Below are 19,429 nucleotides of genomic sequence, written 5' to 3'. Positions count from 1 at the left end.
TATGAATACAGATAGCATCATCTTAAAAAAGATATTAAATGGGCAAAAGTCATCAATTACCATCCGAAATCTGACAGTCTCGGATGTTACTGAGACATATTGCAACTGGCTAAATGACACGGAAGTCAATAAATACCTTGAATCTCGTTTTACAAAGTGGGATATGAGCTCGCTCCTAAAATATTTCCAGGATAAAAGCAGGAAGGAATTACTGCTTGCAATCATTGATGATGATACGACCACTCACATTGGCAACGTGAAAATTTCAAGTGTTGACCCATGCCATAATAGAGTTGACATCGGTATTGTTATTGGTGATAAGAGATTTTGGGGGAAAGGCATTGCCACTGCGGCAATTGAAATAGTTACTAACTATTGCTTTACAAACCTCGGGGTTCATAAGGTGACTGCAGGTACATATGCTAACAATAGAGCCTCAATAAACGCTTTTTTAAAAAATAACTTTATGATAGAAGGTGAAATGCGAGATCATTATTTGACACCCTCAGGGTGGGTAAACGGCATCTATATGGGAAAACTAAAAAAGTGATATATATGCTAACTGACCTGCAGTTTATTTTTATTGTAGGTCAGTAGCACCTTTGTATCTTTTAATATTATTAATCAAACAATCCATGTTCTTTTCTATCAACACTGCTTAGTGCATGAACATATTTGTTTTTTATGGCAACAAAGTATTCCACCATGATTTTTATAATATCATTTATTGTTTTGTATAAATAGTCACAAACATCAAATCTATACAGAGTGGAAAGTATAACGCTAAAAGAATAATTGATTGAACCAATCAGGCATCTATATATGTGCTCATAGCCATTCACTCTCATTGCAAGAAGATAATCACGAACCTTCAACATGTTCGATACGATATCTTCCCTAGTCGAGAAATACTTATCCCAATCTCGAATGAACATATCAATAAAATCATTAAACAACTCTATATGAAAATTCTCTTTCAACTTATCAATATCTATATCCATAGGTTGATAAATATCATTGATGATATGATTCAACAAGCTATCTTTATCAAAGTGGAAATTCTCAAATGAAATGTCACTTATTTTTTTTGGTTCGGCACCTTTTATTTTAGCACCATCAGAACAGTTGTAAAAATGGACATCGGTATACGCACCGATAAGATTCTCCATAACTGTTCTTGAACTTATCATCATGTTGGTTGTTTCTACTTCACCACCAAAATTGCCGGGTACAAGATGATTGCTTTTTTTATTTACTTGGACTGATAACTTGTCTTTCTGATTACCTGTATCGTCAAAATAAAAGCTGAATTTAGAATGATGGTGTGCATTGCTTTTATATCCATTATCAATGCCAAGTAAATATATATTTCTAAAGCCCAAACGACATGCTGTTGCCAAGCCTGTATTCCCAACTAATGGGTTAGCAGAACTAAGAATGTCTCTAGTACGTGCAATCGAAGAATGCATCTTAATAAGAGGAAAACCAGGCTCAAAAGATTTGAAAGCCAGACCAACTCTATCAAATTGCTCAGCACAATCAGGATGGATAACGTCCACACTTAAGAACAATATCCCTTTCAAGTATTGGTCATCTTTTAATAAAAAGTGTGAGTCAGGCACGACCTTAGTTCTCTCAACCTGTACATGAATATCAGGCTTTATACCTGCCTTATATAATGAAGACAGTGCACTGCCACAGCTTAGTATAATTACTTGATGTTGACAGGATTTTAACTTATCTATAGCGATATCAAGAGATGGTCCATTACCGATCACAAATACCGGAATCTCTCTCCATTTGTCATCCAGAGATTTTCCTTTGACAAGAAAAGGAATATTCTTCCTTATATTTTCAACGCAATGAGACAAGGCAATAACATTGTCATCAAAAAAGCCCCATCCGCTTATCAAAAAGAAAAACTCCTGTTTTGTCCTGGTAATAAGCTCAATGATTTCATCACTCTTATAGTGCCAGAAACCAACACTTGCAGCAGAAAGATAGGAACCTACTTTTGCCGAGGCAACAGTAATATCTTGTATTACTTCATCTTTGTTTTGCCCAAGAAAAATATGAATTCCAAGCCCTTCTCCATTGAGATGCTCAAGCAGTTTGTACCAATCAAAAGTAAATAAAGATGCATAAAAAAGATCGAAATTCGGTTCAATAACAAAAAGAATTCTAGGGCGACATTGCTCATAGAGGTAAGATAACTGATACCCTAACCCAACTCCGTACATAAGCATTAGAGGAATATCTGTCCCAACCTTGCTGATTGGCATCAGTTTCTCAGATGCAATGTCCCTAACTTTCATCATTTTATTCATGTAGTCCACATGAATAAAGTCAATTGGGTTATCTTCTTTTGAAAATTCTATCGTCTGAATAGACCCTGGACTATTTAAAACTGCCCCAATCTGATCTTCACATTCCTTATAAGGATCGTCACCATAAAATGGCAGTTTGGAATCGTTCCAGAGCAAATTAGGAATGCCGTTTTCACCGCAAAAAAAACTGAAACCTCTCACTGGATTATATGTTTTGAATTTTTCATATATATCTGGGATATAATGTAAAAATGCAGCCATATTCATTTCAAACCTGGCAGGAAGTACCTCCTGCATCGCTTGTTCTTGTTCTTTCTGAGCGCGCAGGCGTCCTAATTCAACCTCCAGAGAGTTTATCTTGCTTTCGAAGTCCATATTAAACCTGCTTACCTTGAGTTTGCCTTGTATATATTGCTTATCTTTTCTGCGGACAGAATATTTTTAATTTGTTGCTGTATCTTAGACTTTTCATCTTCGACTAATGATCGCAATTTTTTTTCTCTCTCTAACTCTGTAGCCGCTACACGAATAATTTCCTCTGAGAGGTTTTTTGCATCGATAATATTTTTCAATAAACAAAGCCGCTTATCTACAATCTGATGAGCCAAATCAATATCATGAGACAGAATTGCCTGTTCAAGCTGATGGCTCAATGCAGACAAGAGGCTACTCTCATTCATATAGCAACCTTATTTGCCAAAACCTGCTTGCGTTCTTCTTCTGGGATAGCATCCCAACCACTTTTAATTGTAAGCATTAGTTTACTGACTTCATCTAACGGCGCTACGTCCATATTACGACTTGAGTCCAATAGGCGTTGTTTCATGTAATCGTAAAGAGCGAACAAGTCCTCAGGCACTTTACCATATGAAAGATCCAACGCGTCCTGTAAACCGTTAATCAGTGCCATACTTTTGGAAATCGCAATGGACTTATTTTCAAAATCCTTGCGCTCTATTGCCCCTTTCGCTTGAGCAACACGTTCAATACAGCCTTGCATCATCAACTGAATAACACGATAAGGATCAGCAACAGCCATTTCGGCTTGAAGGTTCTGGGTTGTGTAAGCTTTAATATGCTTGCGATACATGATATCTCCTCCTCACTCGGAATCGCCAAAATACAAATCAAGATGATGAGTTTGAGGTATTAATAAGGCTCAAGTAAGATGCTGACTGGTTCATTTTGGCAAGTAGAGTATCAAGGCCACCATAACGAGCACGTAAACTAGCCTCATATTTCACTAATTGTGCTGATGCATCTGACTCTTTCTGTGCCAAGGCACGTAAGTCTGTATTAAGGGAGTCTTCTCGTTGAGCAAGCAATCCACCTGTTTTCGAATAATCTTCGAGGGATGTAGCCAGTTGACCAGCAACCCCTTTCTCACCACCGAAAATGGCTACTACCTGCTCAAAATTTTTATCTAACGCCTCATCAAACTTCTCGCTATCAAGAGAGAGTACTCCCTTGTTGTCCATCTTTATCCCAAGCTGGAAAATAGTATCGAATACGTTCGAATTCTCAGACGGGGTGATAAGGATACTACTCATCTGATTGATCACACTACGTGTTACTGAATCTCCGGCCAAGGCCCCACCATCATCCTGGCTTTCACCTGCCACTATGCTATTACGCTTCCCTAATCCGTCAGCCTTACTCACCAAGGTGTTGTAACCATCGATGAAGCTCTTGATCATGGATTTGATGCCATCTTTATCCGTGGTGACATCAACCTTGTTTGACTTTGCATTACCATCAGTGTCTTTGTCTGATTCACGTAGCACGGTGACCTTTAGCCCCATGATAGTGCCATCAAAAGTATTGGTATCACTGCTGAGCACGCTACCATCAACAGTTATTTCCGCATTACTGGCACTTTGGGTTTTGGTGAGAGAGGAAGCAAAACTGCTCACACCTGCAGTACTACCCGTAATCTGTAGATCTTTTCCGGTACCACTGACTCCTGAATCCATTACCAGCTTGGCCTTGCCATCCGCTGTATTGATGATATTCGCAGTCAATCCAAAATTATCGCCATTATTATTGATTTTCTTTCGAATGGTCTGCAGCGAATCGCCAGCCTTGACTTCTACATTGAACTTTTTGTCCCCTGCGGTAAAAGTCAGAGTACCGTCTTCCGATGCAAGCGCAGTAGTCGAACTGTCAAAAGTCCCTTCAAATTTGCTGGTTGTCGCCAATTTATTGACAGTGATATTGTACTGGCCATTTGATGCACCAGCCTTGCTCTCCACTTTGAGAATGGGGTTGTCTTTATCTTGAGTAATATTGACGGCTCGCTTGTTGAATGCATCCGTCTTCGCCATATCTTTGAGAGTCGTGACATAGGAGGCAATCGCAGATTTCAATTGACCGACCCCGGAGAGCGTTATCTGGGCATTGGTCTTTTTGGTCGTGATTGGCTGCTGGAGCTGTGCCTTTCTGGCATTCAAACTGGCAGAGATCACACTCTCCAGATCGATACCGGACCCTGCGCCAGCAGATGTTATCGTTGCCATTGTCTGTTCTCCTCACTAGTCATTAACAGCTCATATCTCACTATCAAACAACAAACCGACTCTGGGATTGGCGCCAGCCTCACCTTGCACCAAAGCCTGGATCCGCTTGTTGATAGCAATGAGTTCTTCGCTGGGGATCTGACGGATCACCGTCCTGGTATCGGCATCAACTACCTTGATAACCACTTGCTCCAGCTCCTTCTCCATACTGAAATTTACAGTCCACCCCTGTTGTTGAACAAAGTCTTGCAAGTTTTGTACCTGCTTGGCAAGTTCTGTCGCACTTTGCGGTATTGGGTGAGCACTCTCATTTTTTTCCTGCTGCCCGCCGTTTCTTGCCTCCTCAGCCGTACCAGAAAGTAATTGAGCGGCCACTTGGCCGCTCTTGTCACTTAGCTGTACGGAAGCACCACTGGCAGATGACAGATTTGCGAGTTCAGTTGTCATCTCTTATCTCCCATCTCAATCCAGCTACATGCTTAGCCAAGCAGGGACAGCGCAGACTGCGGTCGCTGATTAGCTTGTGCCAAAATGCTGGACGCAGCCTGTTGCAGAATATTCTGCTTGGTCATGTTGGCTGTCTCGGTCGCAAAGTCCGCATCACGAATACGGGAGCGTGCAGCACTCAGGTTTTCAGAGATATTGGACTGGTTGCGGATGGTTGAATCAAAGCGGTTTTGTACTGCCCCCAATTCAGCCCGTTTGCTGTCTACCACCTGGATCATCTTGTCCAGGTTGGCAAACGCCAGTTGCGCATTGGAATCGGTTGAACCAGAAATGTCGCTTATGGTGGACCAGGTCACAGCTGTCGATGCTGATGTCACCACCCAAGCATCTGCTGTAGTACTGGCAGCACTGTTGGTAGCAGCCGCAATGGTTGCACTCCCCTTGGTAGCACTAGCAATACCTGACATGGTAAAAGCCGTAGTCATCTTGAAGGAAATGGTCTGTCCCGCATCGGCGCCAACTTGGAAAGAGCCTTTGTAGTTACCATCCAGTAACTTCTGTCCCCCAAAGGTGGTATCCCCTGCAATCCGGTTTATTTCTGTGGTTAGCTGCTTGTACTCAGCCTGCAAGGCATCTCTATCATCCTGGTTATTGGAACCATTAGAAGACTGCTGAGCCAAAGTCCGCATCCGTTGCAACATGGAAGTTACTTCATCCATGGCCCCTTCGGCAGTCTGAGCGACCGAGATACCATCGTTGGCGTTGCGGTTACCCTGATCCAGACCATTAACCTGAGAAGTCAAACGGTTGGAGATTTGCAGACCCGCAGCATCGTCCTTGGCGCTGTTGATGCGCAGGCCGGAGGCCAGACGGGTGTAGGAAGTATCCAGCGATTTGTTGGTGTTCATCAAGTTACGCTGAGCGTTCAGTGATGAAGTGTTGGTATTGATATACATGGCCATAAAAATTATCTCCTGATGAACAAGAAACTGCGGGCTCTGTTTGCATCTATACAGCCAGGGACCCACCGTTCAGACGGACAGATTGAACGGACTGTACCATCTGGCGGGTCCTCTGTTTGAACAGACACAGGACCCGCAGTTGCGCAAATGCTGGATTTCCGAACACCCCTCAATTTGCTTCATACTCTGTAACGGCATCTCTACCAGAAGCTTTAGGAAATTTATTGCCGCTTTCACCGGTAAAGAGGCAAGCGCTCTCCGCTTGCGATGAGAACGACAGAGCACAGCTCCTATCCCTCCGCTAACAACCATACCTATTGGCAGAGCATTTCAAGCACATTAAGTTGGCACATTTTGTGCTTCGTGTGATGTGACGTCGCTTTTCCGACGCCCATAAAAAAGGCCGACAATGTCGGCCAAAGAAGAGCTTACGCTCAGGAGAACAACCTCGAGGGTGACAGAGTGAACGATCTGCGCAACACTCGAGGGGTATACCAATAAGAGAACTTCTCTTTCGATAGAACAAGGCGTAAATCCGAACACCCCATTGTTCCATCTTGTTTACCAGGGCGGCCTGAACAACCGCCCTTTTCTTTTCTTACACTTTCTACACTGAGTCGGCTTAGCCTTGCAGCAGAGAAAGAGCAGACTGCGGGCGCTGATTGGCCTGGGACAAGATACTGGAAGCCGCCTGTTGCAGAATGTTCTGCTTGGTCATGTTGGCGGTCTCGGTTGCAAAATCTGCATCGCGGATACGGGAGCGGGCAGCACTTACGTTTTCCGAAATATTGGATTGGTTGCGGATTGTTGAGTCAAACCGGTTCTGTACAGCACCCAGCTCAGCCCGCTTGCTATCCACCACCTGAATCATCTTGTCCAGGTTGGCAAATGCCAACTGCGCATTGGAATCGGTTGAGCCGGAAATATCACTGATTGCCGACCAATCTACTGTAATAGTGTTCGATGTCGCTGCAGTAACAACCCAAGCATCTCCAATTGTACTTGCGGCAGTAGTATTGGTTGCTTGAGCAATCGTCGCACTCCCTTTAGTAACGCTGGCAATACCAGACATCGTAAATGCAGTGGTCATTTTGAAGGAGATGGTCTGACCTGCATCTGCGCCAACCTGGAAGGTGCCCTTATACCCGCCAGACAAAAGTTTCTGACCCCCAAAAGTGGTATCGTTGGCAACACGGTTGATCTCGGTAGAAAGCTGCTTGTATTCTGCCTGCAGAGCATCTCTGTCATCTTTGTTATTAGAGCCATTGGCTGACTGCTGAGCCAGTGTCCGCATCCGTTGCAACATGGAGGTCACTTCATCCATGGCCCCTTCCGCGGTTTGGGCAACAGAGATGCCATCGTTGGCGTTGCGGTTGCCCTGGTCCAGACCGTTGATCTGGGAGGTCAGACGGTTGGAGATCTGCAGACCTGCCGCATCGTCCTTGGCGCTGTTGATGCGCAGGCCGGAGGCCAGACGGGTGTAGGAGGTATCCAGGGATTTGGTGCTGTTCATCATGTTACGCTGAGCGTTGAGCGATGAAACGTTGGTATTGATATACAGACTCATGATTTTTCTCCTAAGCTATTAAAATTTAACTTTAATTCACTCAGGCTTTATTGTGTTTTGTGCCTGATATGTTTAGTTAACGGCGCCTTTTCACAAGACTTTAATTTCTTTTTTCTGCCTTTCTGGCAGTAATCGCCGCCTAACCTATATATCGGCCTCTATTCCCTTCCCTTGAGAAAAAAATCGGGATTTTTTGTCACCTGACTGCCTGCCCCCCGGGCCATAGTGGCCACAGCCCGCATCAGACAAGGCGGGAGCGTGATCTTCACCCAGCCTTCAGAAACCGGCGCTGGCTCCCACTTTTGCACGCCAGCATTGCTCATCCCCACACCTTGCCCCTAAAATCGCCGCCCCATCATCTATTGGACGTGAGTTGTTCTCCATGCAGACACTGGTTGAGCAGATTGTTTACATCAGCGACATGTTTGGTACTGCGGTATTCGCGTTTTCGGGCGTACTGGTGGCCGGCCGTCTCAGGATGGATGGTTTCGGTGTCATGGTGCTGGCGGCGGTTACCGCCATCGGGGGTGGCACCATCCGCGACATGATCCTGGGGGCAACCCCGGTCTTCTGGGTACGCGACCCCCTCTATATCTGGGTGGTCATTACCACGGCGCTCATCGGCATGTGGATGGTCAAACTGCCCCGCCGCATGCCCTGGTACGTGCTGCCGGTGGCGGACGCCTTCGGGTTGGCGCTCTTTACCGTGATCGGGGCACAAAAAGCCCTCAACTTTGGTACATCTGGGCTTATCGCCGTATTGATGGGCACCATGACAGGGGTCGCTGGGGGCATGATAAGGGACGTGCTGGCCCGGGAAGTGCCCATGGTGCTGCAAAAGGAGATCTACGCCACCGCCTGCATTCTGGGCGGCATCCTCTATACCTTGTCGCTGGAGGTCGGGGTAGACAGGGTCAGCGCCATGCTCATCAGCATGCTCGGGGTGTTTGGTCTGCGGGTGGCGGCCATCTACTGGCACCTCTCCCTGCCCACCTTCTCGCTGCAGCGCAACTGAGAAGCCTCAGAGTGGGCGAGATCCCATCCCGGCAGGGACAAGATTGAACCAAGCCGGCTTTTCTGTTGTCATACAGGGGTCGTTTCAAGCCGGAAAACCTCATGCAAAAACTTGGGCTCATTACCACGCTTGTTCTGATGATGGTGGCAGCGGCTCATGCGGGGGCACAGGCCCTGTTCGGGCGTCTGGCATCCACCCCGGTGCAGCAGTTCAACCAGCAGATCCGTCAGGCGAGCAGCAGTCAGCAAGGCTGGGTCAACGACTATCGCGAAGTGGCTCGCCGCTTCGTCGGCCATAAAGATGTACCCACCCGTATCCATGCTCAACAGCTGGACAACGATCTGGTGCTCTCGGTGGCCCTTGATGGCCAGCGTAGCGACATGCTCTACATCCTGACCCTGTTTCGCAGCAACAACCTGTGGCAGATGCGTCAGGCCGAGATGGGCTGGCGCTGTCAGGGTCAGGAAACCTTCACCCCGGTCCCCTGCCCCTGAGCATCTACCTTCATCCGAGTGAAATAAAAAATCCGGCGCCTTGGCCGGATTTTTTATACGCGTCTTGCCGTCACATCACGGACGGTAGACCTTGACGTTGGCAAAGCCCTTCTCTTTCAGGTAAAGCGCCTGCAGCTTGCTCATCACGCCGCGATCGCAATAGAGCAGGTAGGTCTTCTCTTTCGGCAGATCACCAAAGGCGGTGGCCAGCTTGAAGAAGGGGATATGCATGATCTCGCGCCCTTCCACCACCAGCGGCTTGTCGTCATGCTCCTCCATGGAGCGAATGTCCAGGATCACCTCGTCGTCACCGCTCTCGGCGGTGGTCTCCACCTCCTGCACCTCGGCGGCGGTCTCTTCACCGATGCGACGAATGTCGAGGTAACGGGCCTCGGCCACCACCTTGTCCAGAATGGCAAAGTCGAAGTTCTCCTCTTCCGCCTCGATGCGGGAGAGCTCGGCCTTCACGGTCGGCTTCTTGGAAATCACGCCGCAATACTCCGGCATGGTCTCCGCGAACTCCAGGGTGCCGATGCGGCGGGCTTCGCTGATGATGTCCGGCTTGTCCCAGGTGATGAGCGGGCGCAGGATCACCTTGTCGGTCACCCGGTCGATGACGTTCAGATTGGTGAGGGTCTGGCTGGAAACCTGGCCAACGCACTCGCCAGTCACCAGGGCCGGGATCTGGAACTCGTCGGCCACCTTGGCTGCGGCACGCATCATCATCCGCTTGAGCACCACCCCCATCTGGCCGTTGTCGATCTTCTCGAGGATCTCGGCCACCACGGGCTCGAAGTCCACCGCGGTGAAGCGCACCCGGTGGGAGGAGCCGAAACGGTTCCACAGGTGATAGGCCACCTGCTTGACGCCGATCTCGTGAGCCGCCCCACCCAGATTGAAGAAGCAGTAGTGCACCCGGCAGCCGCGCTTGATGAACTGGAAGGAGGCGACACCCGAGTCAAACCCGCCGGAGAGCAAGCTCAGCACATCTTCCTGGGTGGCGATGGGCATACCGCTCAGCCCCTGGTGGATGGCGCTGACGATGAAAAGCTCCTCGCCATCAATCTCGAGGTTGATCTTCACATCCGGGTTCTTGAGGCGCACGCCGTTGCTCACGCAGTGCTGGTTCAGACCGCCGCCCACGTAGCGTTCAATCTCCAGCGAGGAGAATTCGTGCTTGCCGTGGCGCTTGGCACGCACGCAGAAGGTCTTGCCCTCGAGCTGATCACCCCAGACGGCTTTCACCTGCTCGAAGATGTCGTGCAGGTCAGTAAACTTGCTGGCCTGCACCTCGAGGAAGGCCTGAATGCCGGGGATGCAGGCCAGGGCTTCGATGGCCTGCTCGCGGAACTGGTCATTGCGGGAGCTCACGATCAGCTTGTCCCAATCCATCCGCACCCGGGCATCGTCGTCGAAGCGGCGCAGGACATTGCGGATGTTGCCCTGCAGGATCTTGATGAAGCGCTGGCGAACCGACTTGCTCTTGATGGTGATTTCAGGGAACAGCTTGATAATGAACTTCATGGTAATGACTCGGGTGGCCTTGATTTAAGGGCGCGAATTATATCAGAACTTTGTGACCAGCGCCTACTGCATGAGCGGCCGCTCACATTCCCCCACGCAAAGTTTGCCGCATCCGGGCAATCATGCGTATATTCCCACCCCTGCATCCTGGCAACACAGCATCCATGAAAACCCATATCTACTACCCCGGCATGGAGGTACGCGACGAGCTCTGGCTCAAGTTTGCCCTGCTCTATCTGGAGCGGCTCGCCTTCGTCTTCACCGTCAGTGAGAAGAGCGGTCTCACTGCTCTGCTGGAGACCCTGCGCCAGCAAACCGACCTGCTGGCCGAGCCGCCACAACCCGCCTTCTTCGCCCATATCACGCCCCAGGTCGAGAGCCAGATTGCCGGCCTGGTCGCCCCCGATTTTGTCCGCCACAAGGTATTTGGCAACAGGGAGCTCATCGCCCGCTGGCGTTCAGCCCCCAACCACGACTGCTTCTGCCCGGCTCAGGCGGGACTGGAGCGGCTGCACGGGTTTTGTCTGGCCCACGGCTTTGCGACGCAGGATGAAGGGGGGATCAGAATGGCGCGCCGCTTTGCCAACCTGCTCTCCATGCGCCTCGCCCGTGAGTGGGCACTCGCCAATGACGGCGCCCTCATCACGGATCACGACTATCTGGACCGGCTGCTGCACCTGCTTGAATCCCGCTACCACAATCGCGGCGGTCAGGATTGCTTCCACCTCGAGATCCCGCTGCAAGTGCCCACTCACCTGGCCGACATCCCGTTTGCAGAGCTCATTGCCCTGCGGGGGCGAAGCGGCTTTCGTCAGCAGCTCGCCGAGTTCCATCAGTCCCTCGATGCCCTGCTCGCCATGCTGGGCAGCGGCTACGCCGAACCCGCCGTGTTGACCCGCTTCGAGCAGGCCCAGCAGGGGTTCACACCCTTGCTGGGACCCGAGACCGTCACCCTGCCGCTCACCACGCTCGTCAGTACTGGCTTACCGGCCATGGCGATGATCCATCGCCTCAAGGCAAGCCATCCGGACATCAAGCTGGTGTTTCACTCCATCAAGAAGAGCCACTTCCACCAGCGCAAGAGCCGGCATTTCTTCACCCGGCTGGGGCAGGTCAAGCCCTGACTCCCCGTCTCTGCCGGGGAATCGACAATCAACTGACGGCATCGGGACCATCCCCGATGCCGTCAATATTCTGGCGCTCACCACGCCCTCAGGAGGGGTTTTCCAGCCGAAACTCGATGCGATCGCTGTTTCCCGCCTCATCCACCACCACCAGCTGATAGCGGCCCGCCTTGCTCACTACTTGATCCCCGTCCCAGCGCAGCCGCTGGCCGTTGAGAAACCAGGCCGGCTTGCCGACACCGCCCAGCACCCTGGGCTGCAACCGATAGCGCTGACTGCGGATAAGGTTGCCCTCCCCCAGCGCCAGGATGCGGATGGGGGCCTGCTGCTCGGCGCTCTGCCCCTCCCCCGCGCAGCCCCTGGCAAGCAGCGCCTGACGCCGCTCGCCCGGTGAGCGCCACGGCTCCAGCGACAGCGGCCAGAGCGCTCTAAAAGCGGATTGTGCCACATCGGGGCAGCGGGTCAGCGTCGGCTTGCCCGCGGCGGTCAATGCAACCTGGCGCAGCGGCGAGGGCCAATCCATGGGGTCCGGCAAGGTGGGAGGGTCGCGCCCTTCCAGCAGCCAGGCGCTCTGATGCTGCAAACAGGCCTCAGGCAGGGTCCCGCTCGTCTTGCGCCCCAGGGGCCAGCAGATCTCCGCTTCGCTCACCGTGTTGGGTTGTGCTGGCAGGGGGCTGTTGTCAGCCAATCGCGAGTAGACCGAGAGCAGCAGCGGCACCGCCGCGCTCTGGCCGTAGAAACCGGGCATGGGAGTGCCGTCGGGGCGCCCCAACCAGACGCCGATAGTCCAGCGACCGGAGACCCCCATGGCCCAGCTGTCGCGATAGCCATAGCTGGTGCCGGTCTTCCAGGCCAGTCGGTTGACCCGGCCGGTCGCCTCACTGGCAAAGGGCTGATCCGCGCGCCCCTGGGCGCTCAATATCTGCCAGATGATCCAGGCGGCCCCCGGGCTCAGCAAGGGGCGTGACACCACCTGCTGCCCCGCCAGCCAGACCGGCATCGCCACCTGCCCCTGCCGGGTCAGTGCGCTGTAGAGCGCCACCAGCTGCTCGAGCCGAATGCCCGCCGCCCCGAGCGCAATGGCCGGATTGGGCTTGTCGGAAAGGGCCAGCCTCACCCCGGCGTTGTCGAGACGGCTGACCAGTTTGTCCGGCCCCAGCGCCTCCAGCACCTGCACCGCCGGCACGTTGAGGGATTGCTGCAGCGCCTGGGCCAGGGTCACCGGCCCCTGAAAGGCGCCGGAGAAGTTGGCGGGGCGATAATCAGACCCCAGTCTCGGTGCATCGGAGAGCAGGGAGGCCGAGTGCACCAACCCCTCGTCCATGGCCAGACCGTAGATGAAGGGCTTGAGCGTAGAGCCGGGAGAGCGGATCGCCTGTACCATGTCGAGGTAACCGTGGCGGCGCAGATTGCCATACTCGGCGCTGCCCACATAGGCGCGCACCGCCATGGTTCTGTTGTCGACCAGGAGCAACGCCGCTGAGGTCTGCTCGGGGAAGCGACGGATATAGCTCGCCACCCGCCCCTCCAACCAGCGCTGCAGATCCCCGTCGATGGTGGTGTGCACCAGGGCCCCGGCCTGATGGTCGGCGGCGAGGCGGGCAAAGAGCGGCGCCTCCATCGGCGTGAAGTGACCGCGGGCCAGCACAGGCTCGATGCGCCCCTCCAGCCAAACCTGTTCTGGCCAGACACCTTGCGCCACCAGCCGCTGCATCACCTTGTCACGGGCGGTGCGGGCCCGCTCGGGATGCCTGTCCGGCCGGTTGCGGCTGGGAGCCTGGGGCAGCACCGCCAAGAGCGCTGCCTCGGCATAGGTCAGCTTGGCCGCACTCTTGCCAAGGTAGGCAAAACTTGCCGCCTGCACCCCCTCCAGATTGCCACCAAACGGCGCCCGGTTGAGGTAGACGGTAAGCAAGGTGCGCTTGTCATGGTGCCACTCCAGCTGCAGCGCACGGGCCATCTGGCGCAACTTGCCGGGCACGCTTCTGTGGTAGGGCTCGATAAGGCGTGCCACCTGCATGGTGAGGGTCGAGCCCCCCGACACGGCGCGCCCATAGCGCAGCCACTGCCAGACCCCGCGCACCATGGCCACCGGATTGACCCCGGGATGGAGCCAAAAGTAGCGATCCTCGTAGCCCAGCAGCGCCTCGATATAGCGGGGGGAGACCTGCTCCAGGGTCACGGGGTAACGCCACACGCCGCTGGTATCGGCAAAGGCGCGCAGCGGTCGCCCCTTCATGTCGAGCACCACCCGTGCGTAGGCAGGGTCGAGCGGCGGCGGCGGGAAAATACGATCCAGCGCCAGCAATGACAGGAGCAGTGCTACAACACCCAGCACCGAAAAGCGCAGCCAACGTGGCAGGCCACCAAGCCAACGCAAGCCAGCGTGGCCAGTGCGACCCAATTTCAGCCAGCCACGCTGCCAGAAAGTGAGCGGGCGAACCCGCTCAAGGGAGGGGACGTTACTCGGAGGGCGTCTGCGACTCATCAAGCGCCAGCTACTCAGAGATAGTTACCTCGTGGATATCCTCACCCACGGCACGCAGCTCGGGGCGGTACATATCCTCCACCAGGGTCGGCGGCACCTGATAGCGACCCGGCGTCACCGCCCGCATCAGGTAGACCAGTTGCTGGTTGCTCCCGGCACTCAGATCCAGCGCCGCCGTGTAGCGGTCATCGCGAAACTCCTGATGCTTGAGATAATCGTTCCACTCGCTCTGCCACGCCGGTTTCCCCTCGATGGAGAGCTCTTCCAGCTTGATGCTGTTGCCAAGGGCCGGATTCTCCAGCTCGAAGCCGGCGGGCACCATCTCCACCAGCAGGGCATCGGGCACCGCCGATTCACTGCTGACATTGAGCCGCACTACCACCAGATCGCCGACCTTCACCTTGGTCGGGTCAAAACGCTGACCGTCGCTGTTGAACCAGCTGCGGGTCACGCTCATCCCTTTGCTGATCCGTGCTGGCGCCTGCTCGGGGTAACCGACCAGGGTGCGCTGCACATAGAGGGAGCCCTTGCCCTCGTTGGTGACGGTGCTCGCCGCCAGTGCCTCGGGGGTGCCCTGCTGCAGCGGAGCCGAACCGCTCAGGGATCCACTGCCAAGAGAGGAGGTCACCCTGGCCTGCCAGTCGACGGCCGGATCGACGCGGGCGAGTCGCAACAGGGCGAGCCGCTCCTGAGTGCTGAGCCACTGACGATGGGCCAGGGTATCGGCCACCTTGGCACTGAGGGCCGGCCAGCGCTCCGCAGCCAGCTTGTGCTGGCGCAACAACGAAAGCTCAAGGGCCTGATCGCGCAGCGGCGAGCCGTAATCCCCGAGGTAATCGTCCCCGCGCTCGGTCGCCAATGCCCGGCTGAGGGCCTTGGCGGCGTTCTGCTCATCCCCCATGGCCGAGAGGGCCAGGGAGAGGTGCAAGAGCGGCAAACCGGAGCGGGCGTGATCGGCCTGCTGCTCCCAGACAAGGCGCAGGGTAGCGAGCGGCGCCTTGCCCACCCGGGCCAGCACATAGGCACTGTAAGCCTGATAGGCCAGCCGGCTGTGCTCGGGGGCACTGCTCCAGCGCTCACCATACTGGCTGTCGGTGAGATAGCTTTGCAGCCGGTTCAAAGCCTGATTGAGCATTGCCTCCGGCACGGTATCGCCCGCCTCCTTGCGCGCCAGCAGATAGTCGGCGGCATAGGCGGTGAGCCACTGCTCCTCGTCGGAGCGACCATCCCACAGACCAAAGCCACCGCTTGGCAGTTGCAACCGCTGCAGCCGTTGCAGCAGGGCGCGTTGCACATCCGCCTCGCTCGCCGCTTTCTTGCCCTCTGCGGGTTTGTGCCAGGCGATGCGCTCATCCGCCGTGGTCAGCAAGTAAGGCCAGGCACGGGACAAGGTCTGCTCCAGACAGGCATAGGGGTAGTCGGCCAGCGCCTGCCACTGGGCTGCCGGATCCCAGGGGGGAGTGCCGGAGAGGCTGAGCAGCCCCTGCAGATTGGCGCGATCCAGACCGGCCAGCTCAGCTGGCGCAAAGCTCATCTGCTGGCCGGGGGCCAGCATCTGGTAGCGCTGGCGAGTCTCGGCCGGCCAGGGGGAGCGCAGCGGCAGAGACCAGTCGCGGCTGATGGCAAAATCCTTGCCGCTGGCCGCCAACTGCAGGCTTGCCACGCCGCTTGCTCCGGTCACGGTGAGCGGCAGGGTCAACCACTGCTCCTCGCCGTTTTTAAGGGACAGGGTGCCGGGCAGTTCGCCGTTTGCCTTGAGCCCACCGTTCAGGGTCCAGACAAGGGAGAGGGTCTGATCCTCACCGCTCATGTTGCGCAGCTGCACCAGCGCCCGGGTCTCATCTCCTCTGGCGCCAAAGCGCGGCCAGCCTATCTCTGCCACCAGCGGCGCCACCACCTTGACGGCGCGCTCGGCCTCACCGACCTGCTGTTCGTTCCACGCCAGCGCCATCAGCGCCAGCTCGCCGTTGAAGTTGGGCAGGTCGAGCGGGATCACCGCCTTGCCCTGCTCATCAAAACTCACCTCGCCGCTCCAGAGCGCGGCGATCTCGACCCGGCTCTCCAGCGCGCCGCCCTTTTTCAGCGGCGCCCGGTCCCCCCCGTAGTTGAGGCGAGCCAGCTTGCCATCTTGCGGCGGGATCACTTGGCCGTAGTTGTCGAACAAATCCTGGGCGAAGCGCTTGCGACCAAAGAAGATCTCGAACGGGTCGAGGGGTTGATAATCGCTGATGTTGAGCACACCCCGATCCACCGCCGCCAGCACCACGCGGCCCTGACTGTTGGGGGTGGAGGTCGCGGTCACTTCCAGCCGGGTGAGCGGCACCGCTTTGTCCGGCGCGCTCAGGGTGAGCGGCAGACGGCGCGCTTCCCGATCCAGGGTGAACGGCACCAGCCCGACCGAGCGCAGGCTCTGCACACTCTTTTGGCTCACCGGCTTTGAGTCACTGTCTGGCGCGGCGATCTGGGCCGAGATATGCAGGTCATGGCGCTGCCACTCGGGGCTGACCGGGATCTCGAACTCGCCGCGGGCATCCTTGGCATCGCCGCCGGCCCCCTTGAGCTCGATGCGCTGCCACCAGCGCAGGCCGTCGCCATCTTCCACCATCAGCAACCCCTTGCCGGGGCGCGGGGCCACCAGGGTCACTTTGGCCTTCTCCCCGGCCTGATAGGCGCGCTTGTCGAGGGTGATGGCGATCTTGTCAGGCCGTGCCTGCTCCCCACCGCCGCCCCAGGCGTAGCTGCCGATCTCTACCCGCAGGCTGGATTGATGGCCCTGACTGTTCTCCACTTCCAATCGATACCAGCCCGCCGCCAGTTGCAGCGTGAGCGGGGTCGGCCCCTTGCCATCCAGCTGCAGGGTCTGCTCCTGCTCCAGATAGGGCTGGCTGTTGAATTCGTACTTCCACCCCTCGCCATCGGCGTAGTGCCAGTAGTAGTCGCGGTACTCGTTGATAAGGCGCACCTTCACCGCCCCCGCCACCGGCTGGCCTTGCTCATCGAGGTTGAGGATCTGGAAGGGGAGCGGCTTGCCCCCCTCTACCCGCTCCGCTACGAAATCGGCCTTGAGCGCCGGCCACTGGCTGCCCGCGGGCCAGCCATACTGGGTGCGGCTGCGATTGACGGCGCGGCCACCGGGCTCGGAGAGCGACACCCGATAAGCCACCTCCAGCGGCCCGAGGGCGCGCACCCCATCGAGCTCATCAGCAAGCGAAAAAGTCCCCTGCCCCTGCGCATCCAGGGTGAGATTCAGCGGCTCGAGATCCTTGGCCTGCTCGGCGAGCAGTACGTCACCCAGCGTGAACTCCTGCCACTGGGTAAAGGGCATGGTGGCGCGGCTTAACTTCACCTCCGCCTTCGCCTTGGTGGCACTCGCAGGTGCGCCGTAGAGATAGTCCCCTTGCAGTGGCAGAGTGAGGGCGGCGTCCAGACTCGTCACTTCCCCATCCTGCCCCTTGCCAAGCTGCAGTTTCAGCCGCTCCGGCAGAAACTCCTCCACCAGGAAAGGCCACTCGAAACGGCTGCCGGCGGCAGTCTTGAGGTTGATGGTCCAGCGTCCGAGCGGCGCATCATCCGGCAGACGCAGGCCGTAGTGGGCCGCGCCAAGATTGTCCGGCAGCAGCCGTTTGTGTTCGAGCAGCTGGCCGTCCGGCTGTTTCACCTCCAGCTCCACCGCCATGCCCGGCAGCAGCTGGCCATCCTGCCCTTTTAGCAGGATCTCGCTGTCGAGCCGCTCGCCGGGGCGATAGAGATCGCGTCCGCTGAACAGATAGAGCTGCTGGGCCTGCCAGGGCTGGGTGCCGAGATCGAAGGTGGAGAGATCGAGGGCCGCGCCATCGAGGCGCAGCACCGCCAGATGCTTGCCCTGCTCGGCCAGCAGCAGGCGAGCCCCCAGCACCTGATCGAAGCGGCGATGACCTTGGGGGTCGGTGGTTTGCACCTGCAGCCGGTTGCCCTTCTGGTCGAGCAGGGAGAGCTGCACATCCTTGAGGGGGTCGGCGCTGGCCAGGGAGCTCACGAACACCTCCAGCTCATCGCGGTAACGGCGAGCACTGAGCCCCATGTCGCTCACCGCAAAGTAGGTGGTCTCCTTGCGCCAGTCGTAGTTGCCAAGGGGGGACATCACCGCAAAGTAGACGCCAGCCTCCGCCAGCTGCGGCTCCTTCACATTGATAAGGCGGGTCTCGCGCCGGTTGGCATCGAGCTCCAGCGCATAGCGGCCGCTGAACACCCGCTTGGCCCGCTTGGTGATCTGTTCAAGCTCCCAGTTGCCCATGCCGGCACCTGGGCGATACTCGGCCAGGAAACGGGGCAGATACTCCGCATCGACCCGGAAGAAGTCGATATTGACCTCGTCCACATTGACCGCGCTGATGGGCAGGCGCAGCTCGTCGCGCAGCGGCAACACCATGCCGCTCGCGGTAAACGACGCCCCCGCCTCCAGCGGCCGGGTCTTGAGGGTCCAGCGCTGGGGGGATGGGCCCAGCCCAGCCTTGAGGCTCACCTCGTAGCGCTTGTCGGGCTGAACGTTCGGGAAATAGAGGGTGCGACCATCGTCGGCGAGGATCCACTCCCCCTGCACCTGCTTGCCCCCTTCACTGACAGAAAGCCAGCTCTGCCAATTGGCCTTGGGCACCAAGGGGCCGGAGAAGACCAGCGCCAGCGCCGGGGCATCCCGATACTGGCGGGCATTGGCCTGCACCACGGAGGCGGGCGCCCCCGCCTCCTGCCGGGCCATCGGGTCAGTCGTCGGCACCTGGCTGGCAGGTTTGTCGGGGCTGCAACCGGCCAGCAGCAGCGCCGCCAGCCAGGCCACACGGGGAAGACGAGTCACGGGGCAGGAGAGAGAGAGGTGCATGGTGTTCATCCCGGGTTGGATCGCCGCAGCGCAGGAGCCAATAGAATAAAGCGTCGCTCCCGGGAACACCAACTGCCATATCGGGCGGCATCGGCCCCTGATGAAGAAAC

14 protein-coding genes are annotated in these 19,429 nt (G+C 55.8%); 4 read left to right on the top strand and 10 right to left on the bottom strand.

Annotated elements, in window-relative coordinates:
• Position 1: 1 nt before the first annotated feature.
• Positions 2 to 550: a GNAT family N-acetyltransferase gene (locus AB5Y53_RS18735; RefSeq protein ID WP_214004613.1), complete on the top strand. Its 549-nt coding sequence runs from the start codon at positions 2 to 4 to the stop codon at positions 548 to 550.
• 70 nt (positions 551 to 620) lie between these two features.
• On the opposite strand, the gene AB5Y53_RS18730 is transcribed toward AB5Y53_RS18735, so the two are convergent.
• The 7 genes from AB5Y53_RS18730 to flaA form a co-directional block, all read right to left on the bottom strand.
• On the bottom strand, positions 621 to 2,702 hold the full coding sequence (locus AB5Y53_RS18730; protein ID WP_368182846.1) for a 6-hydroxymethylpterin diphosphokinase MptE-like protein: 2,082 nt from the start codon (positions 2,700 to 2,702) through the stop codon (positions 621 to 623).
• Positions 2,703 to 2,713: 11 nt separating this feature from the next.
• A complete protein-coding gene (locus AB5Y53_RS18725; protein ID WP_368182844.1) occupies positions 2,714 to 3,007 on the bottom strand; it encodes a hypothetical protein in 294 nt (97 codons plus the stop codon).
• Entirely contained in the window at positions 3,004 to 3,417 is a 414-nt protein-coding gene (fliS, locus tag AB5Y53_RS18720) for a flagellar export chaperone FliS (RefSeq protein WP_045525423.1), read from the bottom strand. The genes AB5Y53_RS18725 and fliS overlap by 4 nt, the downstream gene beginning before the upstream one ends.
• A 37-nt stretch (positions 3,418 to 3,454) precedes the next feature.
• A complete protein-coding gene (fliD, locus tag AB5Y53_RS18715) occupies positions 3,455 to 4,843 on the bottom strand; it encodes a flagellar filament capping protein FliD (RefSeq protein WP_368182841.1) in 1,389 nt (462 codons plus the stop codon).
• A 30-nt stretch (positions 4,844 to 4,873) separates the two neighbouring features.
• Positions 4,874 to 5,290, bottom strand: a complete 417-nt coding sequence (locus tag AB5Y53_RS18710; protein ID WP_048207385.1) for a flagellar protein FlaG — start codon at positions 5,288 to 5,290, stop codon at positions 4,874 to 4,876.
• Positions 5,291 to 5,322: 32 nt separating this feature from the next.
• Positions 5,323 to 6,252 carry a flagellin B gene (flaB, locus tag AB5Y53_RS18705; RefSeq protein ID WP_045525418.1) on the bottom strand — a complete coding sequence of 310 codons (930 nt, stop codon included), beginning with the start codon at positions 6,250 to 6,252 and terminating at the stop codon, positions 5,323 to 5,325.
• 622 nt (positions 6,253 to 6,874) lie between these two features.
• Positions 6,875 to 7,819 carry a flagellin A gene (flaA, locus tag AB5Y53_RS18700; protein WP_045525415.1) on the bottom strand — a complete coding sequence of 315 codons (945 nt, stop codon included), beginning with the start codon at positions 7,817 to 7,819 and terminating at the stop codon, positions 6,875 to 6,877.
• Positions 7,820 to 8,201: 382 nt separating this feature from the next.
• Here flaA and AB5Y53_RS18695 point away from each other — a divergent pair, with 382 nt between their 5' ends.
• Together AB5Y53_RS18695 and AB5Y53_RS18690 are read left to right on the top strand one after the other, a co-directional pair.
• A complete protein-coding gene (locus AB5Y53_RS18695; protein WP_010674287.1) occupies positions 8,202 to 8,834 on the top strand; it encodes a trimeric intracellular cation channel family protein in 633 nt (210 codons plus the stop codon).
• Between the two features lie 101 nt (positions 8,835 to 8,935).
• Positions 8,936 to 9,328 carry a hypothetical protein gene (locus AB5Y53_RS18690; protein WP_039038657.1) on the top strand — a complete coding sequence of 131 codons (393 nt, stop codon included), beginning with the start codon at positions 8,936 to 8,938 and terminating at the stop codon, positions 9,326 to 9,328.
• A 75-nt stretch (positions 9,329 to 9,403) separates the two neighbouring features.
• On the opposite strand, the gene thiI is transcribed toward AB5Y53_RS18690, so the two are convergent.
• Complete coding sequence (thiI, locus tag AB5Y53_RS18685; protein WP_039038656.1) at positions 9,404 to 10,852, bottom strand: tRNA uracil 4-sulfurtransferase ThiI; 1,449 nt, start codon at positions 10,850 to 10,852, stop codon at positions 9,404 to 9,406.
• A 164-nt stretch (positions 10,853 to 11,016) separates the two neighbouring features.
• Here thiI and AB5Y53_RS18680 point away from each other — a divergent pair, with 164 nt between their 5' ends.
• The gene (locus AB5Y53_RS18680) at positions 11,017 to 11,976 is read left to right on the top strand and encodes a hypothetical protein (protein WP_368182839.1); all 960 of its coding nucleotides are present in this window, start codon (positions 11,017 to 11,019) and stop codon (positions 11,974 to 11,976) included.
• Between the two features lie 88 nt (positions 11,977 to 12,064).
• Here the strand turns inward: AB5Y53_RS18680 and pbpC are convergent, their stop codons facing one another.
• Together pbpC and AB5Y53_RS18670 are read right to left on the bottom strand one after the other, a co-directional pair.
• Complete coding sequence (pbpC, locus tag AB5Y53_RS18675) at positions 12,065 to 14,464, bottom strand: penicillin-binding protein 1C (RefSeq protein WP_368182838.1); 2,400 nt, start codon at positions 14,462 to 14,464, stop codon at positions 12,065 to 12,067.
• A 10-nt stretch (positions 14,465 to 14,474) separates the two neighbouring features.
• On the bottom strand, positions 14,475 to 19,319 hold the full coding sequence (locus AB5Y53_RS18670; RefSeq protein WP_368182836.1) for an alpha-2-macroglobulin: 4,845 nt from the start codon (positions 19,317 to 19,319) through the stop codon (positions 14,475 to 14,477).
• Between the last annotated feature and the right edge of the window lie 110 nt (positions 19,320 to 19,429).

Source organism: Aeromonas sp. R7-5 (assembly GCF_040908015.1).
Lineage (GTDB): Bacteria > Pseudomonadota > Gammaproteobacteria > Enterobacterales > Aeromonadaceae > Aeromonas > Aeromonas caviae.
The sequence above is the reverse complement of the archived record's forward strand: the minus strand, read 5'-3'. Positions and strand labels throughout refer to the sequence as shown.

What these genes read in the sequence shown, in the direction of transcription:
- AB5Y53_RS18670 (WP_368182836.1), bottom strand. Translation starts at nt 19,319, where the DNA reads ATGCACCTCTCTCTCTCCTGCCCCGTGACTCGTCTTCCCCGTGTGGCC.
- AB5Y53_RS18690 (WP_039038657.1), top strand. Translation starts at nt 8,936, where the DNA reads ATGCAAAAACTTGGGCTCATTACCACGCTTGTTCTGATGATGGTGGCA.
- flaB (WP_045525418.1), bottom strand. Translation starts at nt 6,252, where the DNA reads ATGGCCATGTATATCAATACCAACACTTCATCACTGAACGCTCAGCGT.
- AB5Y53_RS18695 (WP_010674287.1), top strand. Translation starts at nt 8,202, where the DNA reads ATGCAGACACTGGTTGAGCAGATTGTTTACATCAGCGACATGTTTGGT.
- flaA (WP_045525415.1), bottom strand. Translation starts at nt 7,819, where the DNA reads ATGAGTCTGTATATCAATACCAACGTTTCATCGCTCAACGCTCAGCGT.
- AB5Y53_RS18725 (WP_368182844.1), bottom strand. Translation starts at nt 3,007, where the DNA reads ATGAATGAGAGTAGCCTCTTGTCTGCATTGAGCCATCAGCTTGAACAG.
- AB5Y53_RS18735 (WP_214004613.1), top strand. Translation starts at nt 2, where the DNA reads ATGAATACAGATAGCATCATCTTAAAAAAGATATTAAATGGGCAAAAG.
- AB5Y53_RS18730 (WP_368182846.1), bottom strand. Translation starts at nt 2,702, where the DNA reads ATGGACTTCGAAAGCAAGATAAACTCTCTGGAGGTTGAATTAGGACGC.
- fliS (WP_045525423.1), bottom strand. Translation starts at nt 3,417, where the DNA reads ATGTATCGCAAGCATATTAAAGCTTACACAACCCAGAACCTTCAAGCC.
- thiI (WP_039038656.1), bottom strand. Translation starts at nt 10,852, where the DNA reads ATGAAGTTCATTATCAAGCTGTTCCCTGAAATCACCATCAAGAGCAAG.
- fliD (WP_368182841.1), bottom strand. Translation starts at nt 4,843, where the DNA reads ATGGCAACGATAACATCTGCTGGCGCAGGGTCCGGTATCGATCTGGAG.
- pbpC (WP_368182838.1), bottom strand. Translation starts at nt 14,464, where the DNA reads ATGAGTCGCAGACGCCCTCCGAGTAACGTCCCCTCCCTTGAGCGGGTT.
- AB5Y53_RS18680 (WP_368182839.1), top strand. Translation starts at nt 11,017, where the DNA reads ATGAAAACCCATATCTACTACCCCGGCATGGAGGTACGCGACGAGCTC.
- AB5Y53_RS18710 (WP_048207385.1), bottom strand. Translation starts at nt 5,290, where the DNA reads ATGACAACTGAACTCGCAAATCTGTCATCTGCCAGTGGTGCTTCCGTA.